This window comes from Aureliella helgolandensis (assembly GCF_007752135.1).
Lineage (GTDB): Bacteria > Planctomycetota > Planctomycetia > Pirellulales > Pirellulaceae > Aureliella > Aureliella helgolandensis.
In genome coordinates this window covers 7,017,066-7,038,973 of record NZ_CP036298.1, presented here as the reverse complement: position 1 = coordinate 7,038,973, position 21,908 = coordinate 7,017,066, and the positions used below count along the sequence as shown (strand labels likewise).

Here is a 21,908-nt window from a genome sequence, read left to right as displayed (position 1 = left end):
AGTCTTTAAACCGCCCAGTATAGCGTCGCAAAACTCCTTGGTGGATGCCCCGCGCGTGTCGAGGCTGAAGCGGTCTCGACGCGGGTACTCAAGAGAGGTACTGCCTTGTCCGTGGCTATCTGTCAGGCCCAGCCCGAAGGTACCTGTAAGAAAGGTGTAACTAGTTAAGTAGTATTGTGCTCATCCAAAGAGAGGCTTGGGAGCTACAGGCCCAACGACCGCTTCGTTTGCAAGAGTTCGTCTACTGAACGCCTGCAAGCAAACATCCTACGCATCCCACGGGGCAGAAGGTGCCACGCAATTCGGCTCCTTGAACCGTATGCCTCTCGCGGTGTGATATCTTGCGAACGCAGCCTAAGTGCTCGGGGAAACTGGGAGCCAAATAGTCACCCGGCAGCCACGGGCCGGTCCATTGGCCAGAGTAAGAGTGCCTCCGAATTGTTCGATAATTCGCTGAGATTTAGAAAGCCCCAGTCCCAGTCCTCGCCCCGCTTCACGGCCACTAAAGTAGGGGTCAAAGCAATTTGCCAATGCATGGGGACTCAGCCCAGGTCCATCGTCCAGAACTTCAAGACAAATCATCGGCGTGGCATTGAAAGGCGACTCAACGGCAAGAGTCGCATTTATCGAGATTGTTCCTCGTTCGCCCAAGGCTTCGATTGCATTGCGAACCAAGCACCACAGCACTTCTTTCAAGGCGCTGGGATCCGTCTCCAATACTTGGTCGGTTGGTAGAGTTGTCTGCCAATGGACGTCGATGTTGCGACTGGATGCCAGAGGGGCGATCTTCAGCTGCAGCTCTTCCAATAGCGAGGCTAGTCGAACGGGCTGTGGGGCGAGTACGGGGGGCCGGGCAACTTGCATCAGATCGCCGAGCATCTCACAGCCACGCATTGCGTTATCGATGATGGTGCTCAACATAGTGCGTCGCTCGGCGGCCGATTCGTCTTGCAGGAGGACCCCAGCGCGAGTGGCAATGTTCGCCAGCGGGTTATTGAGTTCGTGACTCAGACCGTAGGCGAAATTATAAATGGCCGCCTGCTTACGAGTTTGTAATTCCGCAGTAAACCGCTCCTGGACCGTTTGCAAGCGCACGACGAGATGCGCAGTGTCCATCAATAGCTTCGCGGGAGATGGTTGGGATGGTTCTAGTTCAACCGGAGAGGGAAGCCAGGCTGAATGACGGATGAGCAGCTGAGGAAGTGCTCGCGCGAACTGATCGCAGGCTTCGATCGCAATCGGCTCGGCGGAGGCGATACCCGCGGTGGTTGAATTGTCATCGATGGGGCACTGATGGGAGCGACACCAAGCGGCAAAGTGGGGGTCTTGTGCAGCCAGCGAGAGCAGCTGCCGTCCGGCAGGCGTATGGGGGGGCAACCCATCGCTTGAGACCGGTCGAGCAACGTCGGTGATTGGACCTTCGGCCGCTGGCCACGCGCTTTCAGACTCCCTAGCTTGAGAGTCCAAGTCGCAGCGTGACTTCGGCGATTCTCCCGGTCCGTTTGCCGCAAGGGGCGGTGGGGCTGCCATCTGCAAAACGATGGCATGCAATTGCGCCACAGTCGCACCGGAAAAACAAGGGGCTTGCTGAGCCGATGCGTGGTTCATGACAGTGGTCGCTAGTGAATCGCCGGTTTGTCCATCTCAAGCAGATCGCAAACGCGTTCGACTAGGCGATCGACGGTAAACGGCTTTTGCACGAAGTCATCTGCGCCTGCCGCTCGCAGGTCTCCAACCTTATCCTGTTCAATCATCCCAGAAATGCAGATGATCTTGACGGAATCGAGGGTTGAGTCGCTTCGCACACGTTGGCAAACTTCTTTGCCATTGATATCGGGCAGCATGACGTCGAGAACCACCATGTCTGGTCGAAACTCTTTCACTTGCATACCGGCATCGAAGCCATTGTTGGCAGTGCGAATCTCGAATCGACCATCGCGTTCGAAGGCGTCAGCCATCAAATCGACCAAATCCTGCTCGTCGTCGACGATCAGCAACTTCTTTTTGCCGTTCTCAAGGGCATCCGTGGGGATGCCATTGTCCTTCATGAAGGAAAATAGCTGATCCCGAGGAATGCGCCGAAATCGGCTGCCCGGTACCCGGAATCCTTTGAGACTTCCATTGTCAAAGCAACGGATAATTGTTTGCTGGCTAACCTTGCAAATCTTCGCTGCTTCGCCAGTGGTAAAGACCGTTTTAGTTGTCGACATGCTCTCCACCATCCTTCCTGATCGATGGCCATGCTAGTCGCAATCGGGGCAAGTGGGCTACGCTATCCCATCCATAGGCCGTTGCTTTCGATCTGGAGCAGATCAACTAGCGTGTTTAACTTGTTTCCGTTCCGTATTCTTCATCATCTTCCGCCACCGCCAAGCTTACCAAGTTTGACAGTCTAGACGGATTATAGCGGATGGGCTGACTGGGTCAATATTGATCGTTTTTTCGTAAGTCGTTGTCGGTAATGGAGTTATGGATTACTCCCCGCAGTGGCGCGAAAAAACTCCCTCGTTTGCTGTACATTCCGTATCGGCTCCAGACTCCATATCCCCTTAATCTTGTTTGCTCTGCGCAGTCGTTTTTTATTATCTAAACCCTCAGGTCCTCGGGTGCACTCGGTGGTTTAGGTGGGTTTTCAAGATGCGCGAGTACGAGAGCGATGTCGGCCGGGGTGATCCCGCTGATCCGCCCCGCTTGATCGATGTTCAAAGGTTGGATGCGAGAGAGCTTTTGTTTGGCTTCGGTTCGCAGCCCCCGAATGCGCTCGTAGCTGAACGTACTGGGAATCCGCTTCTGAGACATCCGCTGCTGGCGATCGATCTGCATTTGTTGTCGGGAGACGTAGCCTTCATAACGAATATCCCACACAACTTGGTCCACCACGGTGGGTGAGTAGGCCTTGAGTTCGGGGATATGCCCACACATTTCTTCCCAAGTCGTAGCGGTGCGGCGCAGGTGTTTGGTTCCCGTTCCCCCTTCCATGCGGCTGGTCTCAATCTGCTCTTTGGCAGCTGCAATGGCCGCTTCCTTCTCGACGAGCAAAGCGTGACGCGCGTTGTCGACCAGGCCGAGTTCATGACCGAGCTTGGTGAGCCGGCGATCGGCGTTGTCCTGGCGCAACAGCAAGCGATATTCGGCGCGGCTGGTAAACATGCGGTACGGCTCGTCGACGCCGCGGGTTACCAAGTCATCCACCAAGACTCCCATGTAGGAGGAATCGCGGGTAAGGATCAACGGCTCGCTTCCCTTGGCCTTCAGTGCTGCGTTGGCACCAGCCAACAGGCCCTGGGCGCCCGCTTCTTCATATCCGGTGGTGCCGTTGATCTGTCCGGCAAGAAACAGACCATCGACTAGCTTGGTTTCCAAGCTAGGGGTGAGTTGGTCGGGAGGGCTGTAGTCGTACTCAACCGCGTAGCCGTAACGCATGATCTGCGAGTTTTCCAATCCCGGGATCAATCGCATGATGGAATCCTGCACGTCCCTCGGGAGGCTGGTTGAAATTCCGTTAACGTAGACTTCGGTGGTGGAGCGTCCCTCGGGTTCAAGAAAGAGTTGATGTCGATCCTTATCGGCAAAACGCACGACCTTATCCTCGATTGAGGGGCAGTAGCGTGGACCTGTCGAGTTGATTTGTCCGCTGTACATCGGAGCGCGGTGCAGGTTGGCACGGATCAAATCGTGCACCGCCGAATTCGTGTAGGTGATGTAGCACGGAATTTGGGGAGTGGTAATCCCAGAGTTGAGATAGGAGAACGGCTGAGGATCGTCGTCTCCGGGCTGCAGTTCGGTTGCAGCAAAGTCAATCGATTTTGCGTTGAGTCTCGGGGGGGTGCCCGTCTTAAAGCGTCTGAGCTCGAAACCGAGTCGAGTGAGGGCTCCGCTGATTCCCTTGGTGGTGCCCTCCCCTGCTCTGCCCCCTTCGGTCTTGGCTTCCCCGGTATGCATGATGGCTTGCAGGAACGTACCGGTGGTCAACACGACGGTGTCGGCGCGGTAGTGTGCGTCGCCGCGGGTCAGCACGCCACGAATGCGAGCGCGGGGGCCATCCTGTTCGACCAGCAAGTCCTCAACGAGCTCTTGCACCAAGTGAATGCCGGGATAGTTTTCAATGGTTTCTTTGATCGCCATTTGATAGCCACGCTTGTCGGCTTGCGCACGGGGGCTGTGCATGGCGGGGCCCTTGCGACGATTCAACAATCGGAATTGGATGCCGGTCGCATCGATGGCCTGTCCCATAAGGCCTCCCAGGGCGTCGATTTCGCGGACGATCTGCCCCTTGGCCACTCCCCCAATGGCCGGATTACAGCTCATCTGCCCGACGGTGTCGAGATTTCCGGTCAGCAGGGCAACCTTGGCTCCCAGTCTGGCCGCCGCCGCCGCCGCTTCGGTCCCAGCGTGACCAGCGCCGACCACAACAACGTCAAATTCATAGAGACACGCAGATGGGGACGAGGGGGTAGCCATTAGGATCGTTTTTGCCAGCATTAACGTTAGGAAGCGGGAATCGGCGGATTAGGCACATTTTAGTTATGTAATAGATTCTGTGCGACCGACCAATGGACTACGGGGGCCCAGTTGCGCCTATTCTAAACGCGTATTGCACGAAGAATACTGAGAAGAAGCCGTATGATGAAACGCCGTTGGACGTCAGTCGCAAAATACGTCGCGCTGGGTTGCTCGTGTTGGACCCCCGGTTTCACCATGAGTACGCTGGTTGCTGGGGAGTCTGCGGGCGGAGCCCACGAAGCGGTTGCAGAGGAATCGGCGGAGGCAATGTTTCTCCCTTATGCCCGCTTTAAGATACCCTTCAGCATTGATGCGCACGGCGCCGAGCCCTCGCAAGTGCAATTGTGGGTCTCGACGGACGAAGGGGCCAATTGGCAAATGCACGGAACGGCGAACTCCGAGCAACGGTTCTTCGAATTCCGCGCCGCCTCCGAAGGGATATACTGGTTCTCAGTTCGCACCCTGGATCCCGGGGGCGTTGAAACGCCCAGCGACAAACCACCTCTAAAAGTTCAGATTGACACCTCCAAGCCACGCGCGGCCGTTCGAGGCGATATCGATTCCACCGGCCGCTTTATCGTCGATGTGCGCGTCCAAGATGAGTTCTTGAACTTAGCGACGGCAAGCCTACGCATGCGAACCGATCGCAATTCGAATTGGCAAGATGTATCCCTGGAAGACTTTGAGTCCATCGATGGCATCTTCGAAGCCCACGCTTCGCCGAAGCTGGAACCGTGCCGCGAGGTCGCATTGGCCTTCACCATTGCGGATCGGGCGGGCAATGTGGGGGAAGCGACCTTCAAATTGGATATGCCGCGAACCGCCGCCAATGCCAGCGAAATGACACTGGCCAGCAATCGAAATTCTAAGACTTCGGTCCAGGGGAGCGATGCCAAAGCAACGGCTGTCCCCCCAGCCTCAGCGGACCCGAAGTATCCTCAGTTGGTGCCACTGGCCGGAGCAATCCCTTGGGAGCCAACCGGGACCGCGCGGAGCGCGTCGGAATCGCGTGAGATTGGACAGCCCAAGCCTGCTGCTGACGGTGAAGTGCGTCCTGGGCAATTGGTCTCCACCAACACTCCCACCCCGTCCAGCGTTCAGCCCCAAGAACCTGGGTTGATGTTGTCGTCTCCCGCAACGACTGCGGAAGAGCTGCCGCTGCCAAAGTCCTACACGTCGCATGCTGTGCCCCCGACTCCACCAGCAGTGACTCCAGCGGGGCCAACCTCCAACGCAACTCCAGTCACCGTTCCCTCGCCGCCAGCGGTCTTCGAAACTTCGCCACTGAGCCTTAAACCTGAACTCTCGCTTGAACCAGGCGCAGCGCAGCTCGCTCCCTCGTTAGCAGCCGAAGGTGCCGCTACGGAGCCGGGCGTGGGACCAGTTGCCGGTCGGCAGCCAGAATCTGGAGAGGCAAGAGAGCGGCTTGACGAACGGTTGCCGGTGACCTCTCCAGGAGTTCCACCCGATACGAATGGACCACTGAATCTCGGTAAAGCGTTTCACTCGAATTCCCGCGCCTTCAGTCTCGACTATTCCGTCGAAGCGCTCGGTGGGGGGAGTTTGGCCGAAGTCGAGTTGTGGGGCACCGAGGATGGCGGCCGTTCTTGGCAGAAGTGGGGCGTGGACCCAGATCGCGTCAGTCCCTTTGACGTGCAAGTTGGCAATGATGGGCTGTTCGGGTTCCGCATGGTGATCATTGGTAGCAATGGCTTGGTCAGCAATCGTCCGAAAGATGGCGAGCAAGCCGATGTATGGATCAATATCGACACCGTTCAGCCGACGGCCAAAATTACTCGAGCGGTCTATGGGGAAGGTCCTGAGGATGGGATGTTGGTAATCGATTATGCTTGCACCGATTCGCACATCGTCGATCGCGCCACCTCGCTATTCTATAGTCCGCAGGTTGAAGGTCCTTGGACCACGATTGCGACAGGGTTGAAGAACACTCAGATTTACCTGTGGAAGCCGGCTCCCAACATGCCGAATCGAGTCTATCTCAGGCTGGAGTCCACCGACAAAGCGGGCAATGTGGGGCAATACACCTTGGACCTGCCCATTGATGTCAACGGCTTAGTACCTCACGGTCGCATTCAAGGCTTTCGTCCCATTAGCTCCAACTAGATAACCTTGGGGCTTGCGCCCCAGGCTATATGCGATCGCTGCTCCGCAGCTAAGGGGCGAGTGGGAGTCTCGTGGGAAAACGCCTGGACTCGAAGGGGCTTTCCTGGTCGCTGGAGGCCGCCCCTCCCGCTGAGAGTGGCGCGATGGATGTGTGCTGGTGGTGCTGATCCGTGTCTTCCCACTGGCAATCTAGTTTTCAGGGACGCCCGTGTCACGCACTGGTATCTTTCGGCCCCAAACTATATGCGTCCTTCCCAAGGCCCATGTTTCGGCCGTTCTTGGAGTGCACCGCCCTGTATGTCCTTAGGCTCCGTTCGTCTGTTACGATTGACGGGAGACTACCGGCGCGACGCTCTTCAGGGAGGAGCAGCACGCCGTCACTCAGCCGCGGAGCGGCGGATGCGTAAAGCCTGGGGCGCGAGCCCTAGGGAACGGGTCATCCCAAGCCGAAAGCTGCGGAGCAGCGGCAGTAAGAGGCACCGCCAATGTCCAGCACACATACCAACCTGTTATTTCACATCGTTTACAGCACCAAGTATCGACGCAATATCATCAATGTCGATATTCGAAAACGACTCTATGAATACATCGGTGGGATCCTGCGGGAAAATAAGGGCACGTTGCTGGAAATTGGCGGTATGCCGGATCACGTTCATCTCCTTGCGAAACTCAGTCCATCCTTCGCAATTTCCGATGTTTTACGATTGGTCAAAACCAATTCCTCGAAGTGGGTGAACGAAACGTTCGCGATGAATTCCCCATTTGCATGGCAGCGTGGGTTCGGCGCATTTTCGGTAAGCATGTCGAGTGTTGCCGACGTGGAAAAGTACGTTAAGCTGCAGGAGGAACATCATCGGAAGCTGACGTTTCGCGACGAGTATCGATTATTGCTGAAGCGGCATGGAATCGAGTTTGACGAGCGATATTTGTTTGAAGAAGAAAACGTTTCGTGAAGATTGGCTGTCGCCGCTCCGCGGCTTTCGTTTTCCTATCGAAGGTAACCTGGGGCTTGCGCCCCAGGCTATATGCGATCGCTGCTCCGCAGCTAAAGGGCGAGTGGGAGTCTACCATTGATGGGAGACTATCCGGTCGACGCTCTGCGGGGTGGCGAGCAGCGCGCTGTCACACAGCCGCGGAGCGGCGGATGCGTAAAGCCTGGGCGCGAGCCCCAGGGAACGGGTCATGCCAAGCCGGAAAGCTGCGGAGCAGCGGCAGTTAGCGGCATCGCCTGTCGCCGCTCCGCGGCTTTCGATTTCCTATCGACGGGTAACCTGGGGCTTGCGCCCCAGGCTATATGCGATCGCTGCTCCGCAGCTAAAGGGCGAGTGGGAGTCTACCATTGATGGGAGACTATCCGGTCGACGCTCTGCGGGGGGGGGGGAGCAGCGCGCTGTCACACAGCCGCGGAGCGGCGGATGCGTAAAGCCTGGGGCGCGAGCCCCAGGGGCGAGACTGGGACGTGGGAGGTTGCAGCGTTAGGCGAGTCGCATGCAAAGCTCTTCTAGGGCGAAGATGGCGCGTGAGGGAGTGGAATGACTGCCCTTGATCTTTAAATCGAGTTCGAGCAGCCACTGCAGGATCTTGCTGGCGCGTCGCAAGCCCATGCGACGCAAACGGCCTTCGGCCAATGCTACATCGGCGCCCCAAAATCCGCAAAAGCCAACGGCGGCTTTGCCCGACAAATTCTGGCCCGTGCGTTTCGACTGCAGGATTAAATGGGCCGCGTTGCCAAACCGCCGTAGGCTCCACGATATTTGAGGAATGACTGCGGCGGGATGCTCACCTGCGGCGAATACTCGCTGGAGCTGTTCTAAGGCGTCTGCCACCCGCCCGTCGGCGATCGAGTCGGCAATCTCCCACATCGTACGTGTCCGCCAGCTTCCCACGTTTTGCCGAATCAACTCGTCGGTCAACACGAGCTTGTCGTCGGCGTAGAGTGCGAGTTTAGCGAGTTCTTGATGGAGCAGCCCGCAATCGGGGCCGACTGCGTCGAGAATCAACGTTGCCTGGGCACTGGTTAGCTTGAGCTCGTGTCGCTTGGTACCCCAGGCGACTATCCACTTCTTCAACGCTCCCAGGTCGGGAGTTTTGCTACGGCTACTGCTGGTTGGCAGCCCGCAGTTGATCAGCCAGCCCGACTTCTCGATAACCTTGTAGAGCTTCGTGTTCGATGGAAACGAACCCAACATGAGAATCAGGAGCGAGCCCTCTGCTGCCGCCGCACTCCATTTTTCGAGTTGCGGACGATTGTCTTTGAGCAATTTGTCGGCTGAGTTGACCAGAGCGACGCGATGGGAATTGTCAAACAGAGAGAGGGTGGCAAGTTCATCATGCACATCGACCCATTTGCACTCCTCGCCATCGTAGGAACGGACCGCTTCCGTATCCACTCCTCCCAGACCTAACGCGGTATCGATCGATTCCCGACGCAGAAATGCGTCTTCCCCATAGGCGACAATGACTCCTGGCAGCCCCGCGCCGGAGCCGCCGGGAAGCTTGTCGTTCATCAAGATTTCAAAGCAATGAGTGCCCTTGGCCATCGTTTCTCAAATCGCAAAATGCATACAGCTCATCGAAGGACGAGCAAGGATCGTTTCTTGCCAGGTTGCGGCGTCGCGTCCAGACGCTGCTCCGAATCTCGGTGGGAGGCTATTCTCAATTGCCGCAACTCACTGATGAATGCGATACATTGCGTTGGCGGTACGAATCAGCAGGTCCTGTTGGTAGACGGCGGGGGAAGCCAGCGTGCGTTCCTCAAGCTTGTTCACAGCGACTTCCGTCGGTGACGTGGAGGAAATGTCCAGAATCGTGCATTCCCCCGTTTCGCTCAGCAAATAGAGATGGCTACCTGCCAGGATTGGCGAAGCAGAGAAATTGCCGCCGATACGCTCCTTCCACAGCTCCTTGCCAGTCAGGGCATCAAAGCACACCGCTATGCCACTGTCGCTAATCATGGCGACCCGTTGGTCGATACCTACCATGGAGGGAGTGTTGGGGATGCTGGTTTTCGCCGTCCATTTGAGATGCGTATCGGTAACGTCTCCGCTGCCAGTGGGGTCGATCGCGAGCAACTGTGGCCGCATGTAGCCGGTGCTGAGGAAGACCAAGCCCGATTGGTAAATCGGCTGTGGGATGACCGAGAAGCCCTCGTAGCGGACTCGCCAGTACTCTTCGCCATTGGCCGGATTGAGGCTTTGGACAACCCCCGAGCCTGGAAAAATGACTTGTTGACGCCCTTCCAGGTCGAGCAGCAGTGGTGTGCAGAAGGAAAATAGCTTGGCTTCGGTCGTGTCGCGCGGTGTGCGCCATGCAACTTGACCGGTCGCTTTATCGAGGGCGATCACTTCGCTAACTTGGCTACCGTCGCGCGAGAAAATCAAATGCTTGCCGACCAAAACTGGTGAGCCACCATTGCCATGTACAGGTTCGTAAGAGAGCGAATCATTTTTCCACAGGACTTGGCCGTCGACGCGCACGCAGGCGGTGCCCAGGTGACCAAAGTGCACGTAGAGCAAGTCGTTACCGTCAAATTGAACGGAAGGGCTGGCGTGCGAGTTCTTCTTGTGGATCTTGGGTGCTGAATTGTCTTGGTGAAAGAGGTTGATCTGCTGAACCAGTTTCCCGGACTCAACGTCGAGGACCAAGAGGTCGAGGGTATAGTTGGCTGGGGCGGCGGAGTTGGAGTCGGCGGGAATGGCTGTGGTGACATAGATTCGATCCGACACCACGACGGGTGTCGACCAACCTTCACCCGGCAATTCCGATCTCCACACAATATTTTGCTCGCGGTCCCAATGGGTCGGCAGGTTGGCGACATCCACTCGTCCATTGGCATGCGGCCCACGGAACTGAGGCCAATCCGCTGCCGTGCTGACGCTGACAAGGGCAGCCAGGAGGAGCGGTCCGAGCAGGAGCAGGCTTGGCAGCCGAACGCTTGTAAGTGGCATTTCTATTTCCAATCCTTAGGGATCTTATGCTGGCGGTTTGCCGATGACTTCTTTGCCAACCCAGGGTTGCAATACTTTGGGGACTCGAATGGTGCCATCGGATTGCTGATGATTTTCGACGATGGCAATCATAGCGCGGCTGATGGCAAAGGCGGTACCGTTGAGCGTGTGGGTGAAATGAGTTCCCTTTTCCCCCTTGTTCTTATAACGGATGTTTAAACGACGGGCTTGGTAGTCGGTGCAATTCGAGGTGCTGGTGACTTCACCCCATTCCCCGTTTTCTCCGCGGCCAGGCATCCACGCTTCCAGGTCGTACTTGCGGTAAGCGGGGCCTCCCAGATCCCCAGTGGCTGTATCGACGACACGGTATGGGACTTCGACGGCATCGAAGAGATGGCACTCGATCTCGCGCAGCTCTTCGTGCAGTGCGTCGCTCTGCTCTGGCAAGCAGAAGGCAAACATTTCAATTTTGGTGAATTGGTGGACGCGGTACATGCCTTTGGACGCGCGGCCTGCGGCTCCGGCTTCGGTGCGGAAGCAATGGCTGATCCCGGCCAGTTTCAATGGGAGATGCTCAGCCTCCAAGGTCTGGCCGGAGAGCATGCCGCCCAAGGTAATCTCGGCGGTGGCCACAAGATTCAAGTCGGTGTTTTCGATTGAGTAGATTTGCGTCTCGGGACCGCGTGGCATGAATCCAATGCCGTGCAAAATTGAGGTGTGGGCCACATCGGGCGTTGTCACTGGGGTGAAGCCGCGGGCGACCAGTTGTTGGATGGCGTACATTTGCAGCGCCAGGTCCAGTAAGACCGCTTCATTGCGCAAAAAGTAGAAACCGGCTCCCGCCACCCGAGCACCCGCTTCGAAATCGATCAAATCGAGGGACTTACCGAGTTCTAAGTGATCTTTGGGTTTGAAATCAAACTTGGGAACTGGTGTCTTTCCAAAGCTAACTTCGGTGTTGTGGGTGTCATCGTGCCCGATGGGGGAAGCGGGGTGGGTCAAGTTGGGAATCTGGGCCTGGATTTCCAGGATCTGCAGCTCGAGTGCATCATGTTCGGTTTGGGCTACGTCCTTGAGTTCGCGCAGAGCGCGTCCCTTCTCTTTCAGCGCGTCACGCTCTTCGGCGGTCTTAGCGCCTCCAATTTGCTTGCTGGTTTCATTGGCAAGCCGATTTTGCTCCTGAGCTTCACTGAGCTTGTCACGCCGCTGGGCCTCGAGTGCGATGAGGGTATCGATATCCGCAGTGGCACCTCGAGCAAGGCAATTTTGTCGGATAAGTTCAGCGTTTTCAACGATAAATTTTCGGTCGAGCATGTCCGGAACTTGATTGAGGCAGAGGGCAAGGGGCACCGACGGTGCATGTAGCAAGAGATTTTACGGGAATTCAAGCACTTGCGGGAGTTGGCAGCTGCTTTTGACCTATCGCACGCTGCAGGCTGCGATCTGGGGGCGGTCTTGCCTACGCGGCTTGACGTTTTCCGGGCGGTTTCAATTGCCAAAACTAGAATCGTACCCCGCTCCGAAATTTTAGCAGCAGCTAATCTAGCTTTACTCACCGGCAGTTGATTGGGAGGCGGTTTCAGTTCTACCACGTGGGTAGTGCCCAGATCTTCCTGCAGCGGCAGCCAACGTTCCTTGCTGAACGGGCTGTTGATTTAATGGCAATTTGAATTTTAACGCGGAGGTAGCATCCTTAATTGCCTTGTAGCGGAGGTTACCTTTCCTTGCTCACGCAGCGGGTTGCTATTTCAACAGCCCGTCACGCAGCGGGTTGCTATTTCGACAGCCCGTGACGCGGCGGGGTGCGAGTTCGGCAAGCCGTTGCCGGGTTGCCATTTTGGGGCGTGAACTATTGAGCGAGCGGCGCAATGGGCTCTCCGTTGGCCGCCTCTCTCAATTCCCTAGAGCATGGGGCAAAGCCTACTTGGCGACAGTTGCTAAGTGCTGCCAGAGGTGAGCGCTGGCGCGGATGCCCAGATAGTAGTCGGCGATGTTGAATTTCTCGTTGGGGCTGTGCGCCCCGTCATCGCTAAGCCCCCAGCCGAGCAGCAAAACGTCAGCTCCCAAGCGTTCGACCATGCTGGAAACGATCGGAATGGAGCCTCCTTCGCGAATTAGAACGGCCGGTTTACCAAAAGCGCCGGTGACTGCTTTTTGTGCGGCGGCAATAAAGGGGCTTTGGGGATTTACCACGACGCCAGGTCCGCCGTGCAAGTCGACGACTTCAATGCGAATGCCCGGGGGCGTGTTCTCGGCCACGAACTGGGCGAGTTGTTCCGCAACCTCGGCGGGTGTTTGATTGGGGACAAGTCGGAAGCTGATCTTGGCCGCTGCTTGGGCGGGAACAATCGTTTTTCCGCCCTCGCCCTGATAACCGCTCCACAAGCCATGAATGTCGAACGAAGGACGTCCCCAACGCCGTTCAAGTGTGGTGTAGCCCGTTTCGCCCAGCAAGGCATCTACCCCCAACTCTTTGGCAAAATCTTCGTCGCTGAAATTTAGGCCAGCCCAGTTTGCTCGCTCCTCTGGCTGCAAGGGTTGAACGGCATCGTAGAAGCCGGGGAGCTGGATGTGCCCGTCTTCATCGATCATCTTGGTCAGGAACTTGGAGAGAGCAATCGCTGGATTGTTGACCGCACCGCCGAAAGAGCCTGAATGCAAATCCTGCTTGGGACCTTTGAAGTGCAGTTCAAAGTAAGCGATCCCACGCAATCCGTAGGTAATGGCGGGCTGTCCTTTGGCATACTGCGACGAATCGCTAATGACGACCACGTCGCACGCCAGTTTTTCAGCCGCTTCGGGCCGCGCCAAATAGTCCGCAAACTGCTCGCTGCCGACCTCCTCTTCGCCCTCAATCACGAACTTTACCTGCATGGGCAGTGGTTGACCACTGGCGATCCAAGCAGCCACCGAATGCACGTGTGTCAGGACTTGGCCCTTGTCGTCTGTAGCGCCGCGCGCGTAGAGGTTCCCGTCACGCTCGGTCGGCTCAAAAGGAGGGGTTTCCCAGAGTTCTAAGGGCTCTGGAGGCTGGACGTCATAGTGCCCATACACCAGCGCTACCGGCTTGCCTGGAACCGGGGCCGTCTCCGCGTAGACCAGAGGGGGGCCTGCCGTCTCGATCAATTCCGTTTTCAGCCCAGCCGCTTGAAGTGTTTCCAGTACCGAACGGGCTGCAGCGGCTACGGCGTCTGAGTACTTTGGGTCGGCGCTAACGCTGGGGATACGTAGCAGCTCTTTGAGGATTTCAAGGTGTTTGGGTTGAGTTTGCTGAAGATGCTGGTCAATTGCTTTCAGATCGGTCATTTTGTTAGTTTCATTGGGAGAGTTATGACAATTCTGCTTGCGTGGCAGGGGGTACCAAGGGTTACAATGGTGACTGTTGTAACAATTATGCACAGCGGCCGAGAGTCGTACCGGCCAACAGAAGTAGAAGGAAAACAGGATTATGTCGGATTCACAAAGTGCGGTTGTTGAGCAGGATGCGCCAGAAATTGCAAAGCGAAGTGCGGCGTCTCCCACCAAGCCACGCCGTCAGCCACGCTACAACGTGATTTTGTGGGATGATTCAGAGCACACGTTTGACTACGTAATTTCGATGCTCCAGCAATTATTTGGGCACGAACTGGGACGCGCCAAGAGCATGGCCGCCGAGGTGGATGCAAATGGCCGCGTCATTTGTTTGACGACCACCATGGAACACGCTGAGCTGAAAATGGAACAGATTCACGCTTTCGGCAAGGATCCTATGGCGACCAAGTGCGCAGGTAGCATGTCGGCCAGTATCGAGCCGATTAGCTGAACGCTTTCCCCTTGAACGCTTTCTCTGCGTAGCGGGCTGCTGTTTTCACCAGTCGCCTGCACACGGGCTAATTCGTCCTCGCTTGGACCTGGGTGCGCCGCGGTTGCGGCGCCAGCTGGCACTAATGTTCGTGGGGATGGGGATCACGGTCGTGATGCTGTTGGTCCACATGGACATGCAAGTTGGGTTTGGCTGTAAACAGACGCTGCCAGGCATCGTCATTCAGTGGGCAGTCGTCGACGTACAGTGACGTTAGGCCAGGAGACTCCGCCAAGTAATCGAGTGCCAGATCGGTCAGGTTGGGACTGATCAGGTGCAAGGATCTCAGACTGCCACTTTTCGCAATGACTTGCACTGCTGCATCATCCAACTGCGATCCACCGAGACGCAACTGGCTCAATTTGGGAAGAGCAGCAATTGGCACTAAGCCGGCTGCCGTGATCGGCGTTTGAGGAATATTCAATATCCGCAGTTGTTGAAATGCATTCTCGGCGGTGAAGGCGGCTTGGATAGCTGCGTCGCTGAGCGGGCTCTCGCGAATCCTCAAATGTTCGAGTTCCGATAGCTGCGCTAATAGAGGGAGAAGCGGGTCGGAGAGTCCGCCCGCGTCAAGGATGAGATCGCGCAGCTGATGGCTGACCGCATGAAGCTGATGGACTTGCGTTTCGGTAATGGGTTGGTCGACCAGCTGAATGGCATCCGCTTGTCCAGACTGTACGGCTGCGAGCTGAGTTTCGAAGGAAGGGTGCCTGGATTCTTGGCTGGAATTCTGCTGTGAGGAGGCGATGGGGCCAGGGACAGTGTCGGGTGACGCAGCCAGGGGACCGGGGCCGAGTTCCGTTGCAGAGCCCCCAATAGCTTGCCGGTCGGACGTGTGATCGGCTTGGTCGGCCACAGGCGTGGGGCCAGCGGGTTGGCAGGCCGGTAGGCACAGCAGGCCGGCTAGCAGCCAGCCATACGCGGTCGTCCAGCAACGCGTCGCCGCCCAGCCGTACGCAGTAACCTGGTAGAAGCGGGCGGCATGGACGCGAGATGCAGGGGAATAGGGCACTAGGGTTCGTCCCGACTTAAAGCTATTCGCTGGCTACGTTGACGTAGACTTTGAGTGCAGAGTTGTCTTCCACGAGCCGCCGCATCATTTCGGCATAGTTATCAAGCCCATCCACGGGAGTCGTCAGGATTTTCTCCAAGACTCCAGGGTACATGACCTCGCCGAGGGCCATGTCTTTGATGCCGGACTCAAAGTACTCGCGGTTGGCATTCACCGAACCCAGCAGCAGTTTATTTCCAAGAACCCATTCGATATTGATTTTATCGGAAGGGATTTCGGCCATTTTCTTGCCGCCAGTGATACTCGTCCAGACTAGGACACCATTATGGCCGAGAGCTTGCATGGCTTCGAAGGCGACGTGGCTGCTGCCGGTAGCGTCGATGATCAAATCGGCCTTACCGACTTTCTCAGCAAGTTCTAGCAGGCTCGTTTCCTGGGTGCTGATGTAGGAAGCTTCGAGCCCTTCCACAATCTCGCTTTTGAGGTGTGGGGCTGGGGCGCGTGCTAGTGTGAAAACCTCGAGTCCCTTGAGTTTCAGGACCAGGGTGGCCAGCAATCCGATCTGCCCCGAGCCCAGTACAAAGGCGCGTTTGGGGCTCCAGACTCGCATGCGCCGCTGGCATTCGTAGGCTTGATGAATCGCCTTGGCTGCACAGCTCATCGGCTCCATCAACACATGCAAATGCTTCAATCCCTGCGGTACGCGGACAACGTACTCTTCGCCATCGACGATCTCTTCGGTCAAATAGCCGTGCAGTAGGTTGATACCACGTTCGTAGTAGGTCTCTTCGCTGGTCATGTCATACGTACCGATCGCATCGTAGATCGAGCTACCGGGGCGACGTACGGTGGCGGTCACGTAATCTCCAGGCTTTACCGATCTGACGTTAGGCCCTACTTCGAGTACGAGACCGAAGCATTCGTGACCCAGCACCAGGAAATCGTCACCGGGAGGTGCATTGCCATAGAGGGCTTCATTGATCTCGCGGTCCGTTGCATCGACGCCCACCTTCAGGACTTTGATGCGGATTCCCTTGCCGTCTGGCACACTGTTAATGTCGGGAGCGGGGATGTCGCGAAGGTGTACACTGTTCGGCTTGCCGGGTGTGACAGCGATGGCTTTCATAGGACGGGTTGCTTTCGGGATGCAGAATCATTTAAAGTCGCAATAAATCTATACCGATCTCGCGTGGACTTCGAGGGGTGGAGAAGATGGAAAAGTCACCAAATTGTTGCGGGCAAAGCGATTACCAGATAGTAAGTTATAAAAGAGTTCGTTCAGAGCGAGCGACGCCTGGCGGCCACGGCTAATGAGCCTGCTGAGTTTTTCGGGAATGATTGTAATAACGGATTATTCTTTGCCGCATTACCTACAACAGCGGATCGACCGGTTCCAAGGGGCCCAGGGATACGATGGACTAGCCAGAGCTAGTAAGCCATTGTTGGGGCTCGGGAGCTGCAGTGTGCGGGAGGTGGAGTGGCTGAGGGTGAAGAAATATTGGGTGGGAACAACTCAACGTGACTAAGCTGAATACCCGACCGAAGAAGATAAATCTCAATTTTTTATCCGACGAGGAATTGCTGGATCTGCGGATGTGCGACCTTGGAGTTTCCCTTGCGGGGACCTTTGTCGAATCTCGGATCGAGTTGTTGTACGAAGAATTGGCCGAACGAGGGCTAGCGTTTCGTCCACATTGTTGGCTCTCGGATGAATGGTTCTCGCCAGATGGTGTGCCTGGCATCGCCATCCCGTTTTATTTGGCCCACCCGCGATTGATGCGCCTCGAACGCAAGCAAGTGCTGGATGTCGAAGGCGGAACCCACGATTGGTGCATGAAGATCCTGCGGCATGAAGCGGGGCATGCAATTGACACCGCCTACCGCTTGAGACGCCGTAAGAGCTACCGGGAGACGTTCGGCCGCGTTTCGGTCCCCTACCCTGACTATTACCGCCCCAAACCCTATAGCCGCAGCTACGTGCTGCATCTCGACATGTGGTACGCACAGTCTCATCCGGTCGAGGATTTTGCGGAAACCTTCGCTGTTTGGTTGCGTCCGCGTTCCCGCTGGCGCGCTCAGTATCGGGAATGGCCTGCCATCAAGAAGCTCGAGTATGTGTGTGAGCTGATGCAAGTGGTGAAAACGGAACGTCCAGCGGTCAAATCGCGTGCGTTTGTGGATCCACTGCGGTCGATCAAGAAGACGCTCCGCGAACACTACGAGAAGAAGCGGGCTCACTACGGACTCGAACATCCGAATTTCTATGATCGTGATCTGCGGCGATTGTTTTCCGACAAGCCCGAGCATGCACGCAACACCACCGCCTCGGCATTCCTCCGGCGGTTTCGGACCGAATTGCGCAAGAGTGTGGCGAAGTGGACGGGAGAGTATCAGTACACTATTGACCAGGTCTTGTCGGAAATGATGGAGCGTTGCCGCGAGTTGAAATTGCGACTGGCGACCAACGAGGAGCAGACCCGCCGTGATGTGGTGGTCCTATTGACGGTTCAGACGATGAATTTTCTGCACGAAGGTAATCATCGGGTAGCACTGTGAGGAGATGCAGTACTGAGACCGCGCAGAGTGTCGTGTCCTCAGGCGTCGTGGCTAAATTCCTGATGTCGTGACCCCTAACATGACCCCTAAAAGGTGTTCGGCACCACAAGCCACAGCGGTCCTGCGGGAGGGCTTCTCACTGGGGGTGGCGGACATCTCTTCCCAGTAACTCCCCAAAAAATCAAGCAGTGACTCAGCCACTAGGATACAGGCCAAACTATGAGACAGCTCCGCGTACTCGCGCTGGTCAATGAAAATCTCGTTCCACCCGATTCAATGGAGGGAAAGTCGGAGAGGGAGATCGACGAGTGGAAGACGGAGTTCGATGTGATTACCACGCTCAAAGAACTAGGACATCAGGTCGAAGTCTTGGGGTTGAGTGATGATCTGAGCCCGATTCGCAACGCAATTCACAAATCCAAGCCCCACATCGCCTTCAACCTGCTGGAAGAGTTTCATGGTGTGGTGACCTATGACCATGCTATCGTTAGCTATTTGGAATTGATGCGTCAGCCCTATACTGGCTGCAATCCACGTGGTCTGATGATCTCCAAAGATAAAGCCCTCACCAAAAAAATCCTCTCCTACCACCGCATTCCTTCGCCTCGCTTTGCCGTCTTTCCAGTTGGTCGGAAGGTGGTCCGGCCGAAGAAGCTGCCCTTTCCGATCTTCGTCAAGTCGGTGATCGACGATGCTTCACTCGGTATCTCGCAGGCGTCGGTCGTCTACGATGACCGCGAGTTGGCCGAGCGGGTCGCTTTTGTTCACGAGCACACCATGGCCGATGCTCTGGCGGAAGAGTTTATCGAGGGGCGAGAATTGTATGTGGGAGTGATTGGCAATGATCGCTTGCAGACGTTTCCCGTCTGGGAGCTGTTGTTCACCAAAAGTGATATTCCTCTAATTGCGACACGGAAGGTCAAGTGGGATCGCAATTATCAGGAAAAATTAGGAGTGGTTACCGATCTCGCCCAAAATCTCGAACCTCAGGTCGAAAAGCAAATCGGCCGAATCTGCAAAAAGGTCTACAACTCACTCGATATGAGTGGCTATGCTCGCATGGACTTGCGCATGCGGCCCGATGGAAGAGTCTACGTCTTGGAGGCCAATGCCAATCCCAACTTGGCCTTCGGGGAAGACTTTGCGGAGTCTGCCGAGAAGTCGCAATTGACCTACGAGGATTTGCTGACCAAGATCGTTGCCCTGGGCATGCGCTATCGCGCTCCCTGGAAAATCTAACGCCAGGATGTAACGCTCTCGGGTAGACCTCCCAACACTAGTCTCTAGGATCTGCCTCGTGGTGCACGACGCTGGATGCCCAGCCAATCGTGGGAGATGGTGAGGCTAGCTCGTATCGGCGGGCGATGCGTTTGCCCGTACGAGTGCCCTTGAATGGGACCTTCAGCGGAGCGGTGGCTCGCCCACATGTGCCTCGTTTGCCGTTTCGACGGAAGCCACGCGCGTGAGCTTGAGAGATTTCCGCTGTGTCGGCGCGACTCCGCAGCTAGTGCATTGTCAAAGCTTAATTTTCGGGTTGCCCGGAAAAAGGTTCCCGACACCAAAAGCCGGAATGGCCCTCCGGGTGCTTTGCACTTTTGGTGTCGGACACCTTTTTCCGAACGCTCGCTAAACCCTAATTCTTAGTGTTGACAATGCACTAGTCCTTAAACAAGCGTACTCCACTTGCTTGGCGGAGCATTTGCGCATAAAAAAACTCGAAATATCCTGCAGTTTGTTGGTCTTTTTTCACCAGCCCAACAAGCCGCTCGCTAACCACGATGGAGATTTCGAGTGAAGACGATTAAAGCAGATTTGATTCGAAAACGCAAACGACGTATCAAGAACAGGTTACAGAATTCGGCTGCTCACGATCGCGGACACCCCATGCTCAAAGGGGACAAGATTGCGTATGAGCTGGCACAAAAAGCAGGCGGCACCGCCTACGGGGGCGTCGCCGCCATCCATCGATTCGCAAAGAAGATCGGACTGCCGAAACGGATCGACGATGCCTTGCACTTGTTCAAAATCTAGTTTGCTAAGTGGCGAGAGGCCGGTTCTAGGGCCTGCCTCGCGCGTCGAACTCCCGGAGACCGAGCAGCCTCCCGCCCAGCGAGGTGGGCGGGGGCATTGGGGGACTAGGCTTCTGGGATGCGGGTATCTTGCTGTTGCGGAGCGGATTGTTTGTCCTCTTTTTGCGTGAGCCCGATCAGCGCATCGAATTCATCATCCGCTTCACTGGACTGAGCATATTCCAGAAATTCCGCCTCAGCCCGTTTGGTGTCCATGCCGGCCAGTTCACGACTGACACGAGCTCCAGCATTGGCTCGGTTTCGCAATTCTCTCAATTCACGCAACTCTTCGCTGGTACGATCGTTGGACAGCCCGGTCATCATATCGCTGATTTGCTGCTCTTCTGTCGCCGATAGCACGTCGGCGACTGCATCGTGTTTTTCTTCCTTGATCTTCTCGAGCTCGCGCATCAGGGCTTGGATTTGAGTCTTGTGCCCGCCGACATTGGCAACGAGCTGTTTGAGATCTTCATCGATCTCCTGGGCTCTTTCCTGTTTCTCGGCAAGCGTGCTGGTGAAATCCTTGTACGCCGATTGGCACTTGAGATACTCTGGGTCGTTCCTCACTGCATTGATATCGCCGTTGTACCGCTCGACCAATTGTTTGGCTTTGGCAGCAGCCCCGGAGCGGAGCTTCTCTAGCTTTTCAATTTCGCTGGTAATTTGTCTTAGTTTTTCCTTCTTGCTCTCTTCCTGAGCAATCATGGCGCTAACGGCGTCTTTGTATTGATTGAGGCGACTTCGCTTTTCTTCGATGACCCGATCGTAATTGGCCGAGATGACCCCAGGATTGGAACGCAGCGTATCGCCAGCCTTCGTGACTCGGAACGTGACGAGATACCAAACCGCACGGAAGTATTTACCGACAGCTTTGAACATAGATGGCTTCCCTTAGAAATTGCTCAATTTGAGGCAATGGCGAGCTTAAATGAAAGTGAGCAGGCCCGGGGTGGGGCTGTCTCGGCCCAGCTTTGCGGCGAGGGAGCTGGATGTGGATATCAATGGCAGTGGACTACTTGGAAATGTTAAAGCCTCCGACCGGCGTTTGGCAACGGCTGGGGACTTTATTCTCGGATAAATGCTTCATGGGCGGCAGAGGGATTTTCTATTTCTCGCATCCGCTCCTCGGTTCGTTGGGCGACGCGCAAGTTGGCTTCCAATTCGGCTTGCATTTCCGCTAACCCCACTTGGTTTTCCGTGCGTACCAAACTCCGGAACTGTTCCACGATTTTTTGGATGCGCTCCACGGTGGGAGGCAACTCGGCAATCTCTGCTTCGCGCTCAGCCAGGACTCGGTCCCGCGTCTCTCCCGACAGGCTCTCGGCTCTTTCCCACAAGCGGAAGGAATTTCGCAGCTGGTCGGTCGCCGCCTCAAATACATGGCCAACTTGCTCCCGAACTTGGGCGCTACGGATTGCAAAACCTGGTTGCTGAGCCACCTCTTCAAATTCGGCGCGGAGCGATCTTAGCAGAGTCAAGCAGTCTTGGGTGCGATGATCGCGGTCGCTACGCAGTTGGGCCGCCAGCCGGTCTAGTTCCGCGTTCTCCACTCGCGCCCGCTGTTCCAGCTGCGCGGCTAAGGCCGCCTCGGTGACCTCGTTGACGTTGAGAAAGGTGCGAGCCACCATCCAGCCTAAGCCTCCGACAACGCCGATTGCCGCCACAGTCGTCAATGCCGGAATGCCTCCCAGCCCCCAGGAGAGACAGCCAGCGAGTGCTCCGCCCAAGATGGGGATCATCACACTGGGTGCCATGAATAATTTCGAGAGGACGGTGCGTTTTACGGAATCCACGCGGCAAGTCACTCATGCTTAAAGGGGAGAACTCGAGTTGTTCCAAGAGGTTGATTGTATGCC

The 21,908-nt window shown here is 56.3% G+C and carries 17 protein-coding genes; 6 read left to right on the top strand and 11 right to left on the bottom strand.

The window, feature by feature from the left end; all coding sequences use genetic code 11:
• Window positions 1–354: 354 nt before the first annotated feature.
• From Q31a_RS24925 to mnmG, 3 genes are all read right to left on the bottom strand, one after another.
• Window positions 355–1,608, bottom strand: coding sequence for a sensor histidine kinase (locus tag Q31a_RS24925; protein ID WP_145083979.1), 1,254 nt, complete (start codon window positions 1,606–1,608; stop codon window positions 355–357).
• 11 nt (window positions 1,609–1,619) lie between these two features.
• Window positions 1,620–2,222: a response regulator gene (locus Q31a_RS24920; protein ID WP_145083977.1), complete on the bottom strand. Its 603-nt coding sequence runs from the start codon at window positions 2,220–2,222 to the stop codon at window positions 1,620–1,622.
• 364 nt (window positions 2,223–2,586) lie between these two features.
• Window positions 2,587–4,461 (bottom strand): tRNA uridine-5-carboxymethylaminomethyl(34) synthesis enzyme MnmG, encoded by a 1,875-nt coding sequence (gene mnmG / locus Q31a_RS24915; protein WP_197355647.1) that lies wholly within the window; start codon window positions 4,459–4,461, stop codon window positions 2,587–2,589.
• Window positions 4,462–4,698: 237 nt separating this feature from the next.
• On the opposite strand from mnmG, the gene Q31a_RS24910 reads away from it, so the two are divergent.
• Together Q31a_RS24910 and tnpA are read left to right on the top strand one after the other, a co-directional pair.
• The gene (locus Q31a_RS24910; protein ID WP_145083971.1) at window positions 4,699–6,627 is read left to right on the top strand and encodes a hypothetical protein; all 1,929 of its coding nucleotides are present in this window, start codon (window positions 4,699–4,701) and stop codon (window positions 6,625–6,627) included.
• Window positions 6,628–7,112: 485 nt separating this feature from the next.
• The gene (gene tnpA, locus Q31a_RS24905; RefSeq protein WP_145083968.1) at window positions 7,113–7,580 is read left to right on the top strand and encodes an IS200/IS605 family transposase; all 468 of its coding nucleotides are present in this window, start codon (window positions 7,113–7,115) and stop codon (window positions 7,578–7,580) included.
• A gap of 522 nt (window positions 7,581–8,102) precedes the next feature.
• Here the strand turns inward: tnpA and holA are convergent.
• The 4 genes from holA to Q31a_RS24885 form a co-directional block, all read right to left on the bottom strand.
• Complete coding sequence (holA, locus tag Q31a_RS24900) at window positions 8,103–9,167, bottom strand: DNA polymerase III subunit delta (RefSeq protein ID WP_145083965.1); 1,065 nt, start codon at window positions 9,165–9,167, stop codon at window positions 8,103–8,105.
• 129 nt (window positions 9,168–9,296) lie between these two features.
• Window positions 9,297–10,574 (bottom strand): PQQ-binding-like beta-propeller repeat protein, encoded by a 1,278-nt coding sequence (locus tag Q31a_RS24895; RefSeq protein WP_145083962.1) that lies wholly within the window; start codon window positions 10,572–10,574, stop codon window positions 9,297–9,299.
• Between the two features lie 24 nt (window positions 10,575–10,598).
• A complete protein-coding gene (gene serS, locus Q31a_RS24890) occupies window positions 10,599–11,888 on the bottom strand; it encodes a serine--tRNA ligase (RefSeq protein WP_145083959.1) in 1,290 nt (429 codons plus the stop codon).
• 606 nt (window positions 11,889–12,494) lie between these two features.
• Window positions 12,495–13,880, bottom strand: a complete 1,386-nt coding sequence (locus Q31a_RS24885) for a dipeptidase (protein WP_145083956.1) — start codon at window positions 13,878–13,880, stop codon at window positions 12,495–12,497.
• A 142-nt stretch (window positions 13,881–14,022) separates the two neighbouring features.
• Between Q31a_RS24885 and Q31a_RS24880 the strand changes: the two genes are divergently transcribed.
• Entirely contained in the window at window positions 14,023–14,376 is a 354-nt protein-coding gene (locus tag Q31a_RS24880) for an ATP-dependent Clp protease adaptor ClpS (RefSeq protein WP_145083953.1), read from the top strand.
• A 121-nt stretch (window positions 14,377–14,497) separates the two neighbouring features.
• Here Q31a_RS24880 and Q31a_RS24875 read toward each other — a convergent pair whose 3' ends face one another.
• Both Q31a_RS24875 and Q31a_RS24870 read right to left on the bottom strand, forming a co-directional pair.
• The gene (locus Q31a_RS24875) at window positions 14,498–15,427 is read right to left on the bottom strand and encodes a leucine-rich repeat domain-containing protein (protein WP_145083950.1); all 930 of its coding nucleotides are present in this window, start codon (window positions 15,425–15,427) and stop codon (window positions 14,498–14,500) included.
• Between the two features lie 22 nt (window positions 15,428–15,449).
• Window positions 15,450–16,553 carry a glucose 1-dehydrogenase gene (locus Q31a_RS24870; protein WP_145083948.1) on the bottom strand — a complete coding sequence of 368 codons (1,104 nt, stop codon included), beginning with the start codon at window positions 16,551–16,553 and terminating at the stop codon, window positions 15,450–15,452.
• A 392-nt stretch (window positions 16,554–16,945) separates the two neighbouring features.
• On the opposite strand from Q31a_RS24870, the gene Q31a_RS24865 reads away from it, so the two are divergent.
• From Q31a_RS24865 to Q31a_RS24855, 3 genes are all read left to right on the top strand, one after another.
• A complete protein-coding gene (locus Q31a_RS24865) occupies window positions 16,946–17,983 on the top strand; it encodes a putative zinc-binding metallopeptidase (RefSeq protein WP_231690923.1) in 1,038 nt (345 codons plus the stop codon).
• Window positions 17,984–18,202: 219 nt separating this feature from the next.
• Window positions 18,203–19,222: a D-alanine--D-alanine ligase family protein gene (locus Q31a_RS24860; protein ID WP_145083945.1), complete on the top strand. Its 1,020-nt coding sequence runs from the start codon at window positions 18,203–18,205 to the stop codon at window positions 19,220–19,222.
• A 552-nt stretch (window positions 19,223–19,774) separates the two neighbouring features.
• Window positions 19,775–20,014 (top strand): hypothetical protein, encoded by a 240-nt coding sequence (locus Q31a_RS24855; RefSeq protein WP_145083942.1) that lies wholly within the window; start codon window positions 19,775–19,777, stop codon window positions 20,012–20,014.
• A 104-nt stretch (window positions 20,015–20,118) separates the two neighbouring features.
• Here Q31a_RS24855 and Q31a_RS24850 read toward each other — a convergent pair whose 3' ends face one another.
• Window positions 20,119–20,931: a PspA/IM30 family protein gene (locus Q31a_RS24850; RefSeq protein ID WP_145083939.1), complete on the bottom strand. Its 813-nt coding sequence runs from the start codon at window positions 20,929–20,931 to the stop codon at window positions 20,119–20,121.
• Window positions 20,932–21,116: 185 nt separating this feature from the next.
• Window positions 21,117–21,806: a hypothetical protein gene (locus Q31a_RS24845; RefSeq protein WP_145083936.1), complete on the bottom strand. Its 690-nt coding sequence runs from the start codon at window positions 21,804–21,806 to the stop codon at window positions 21,117–21,119.
• Between the last annotated feature and the right edge of the window lie 102 nt (window positions 21,807–21,908).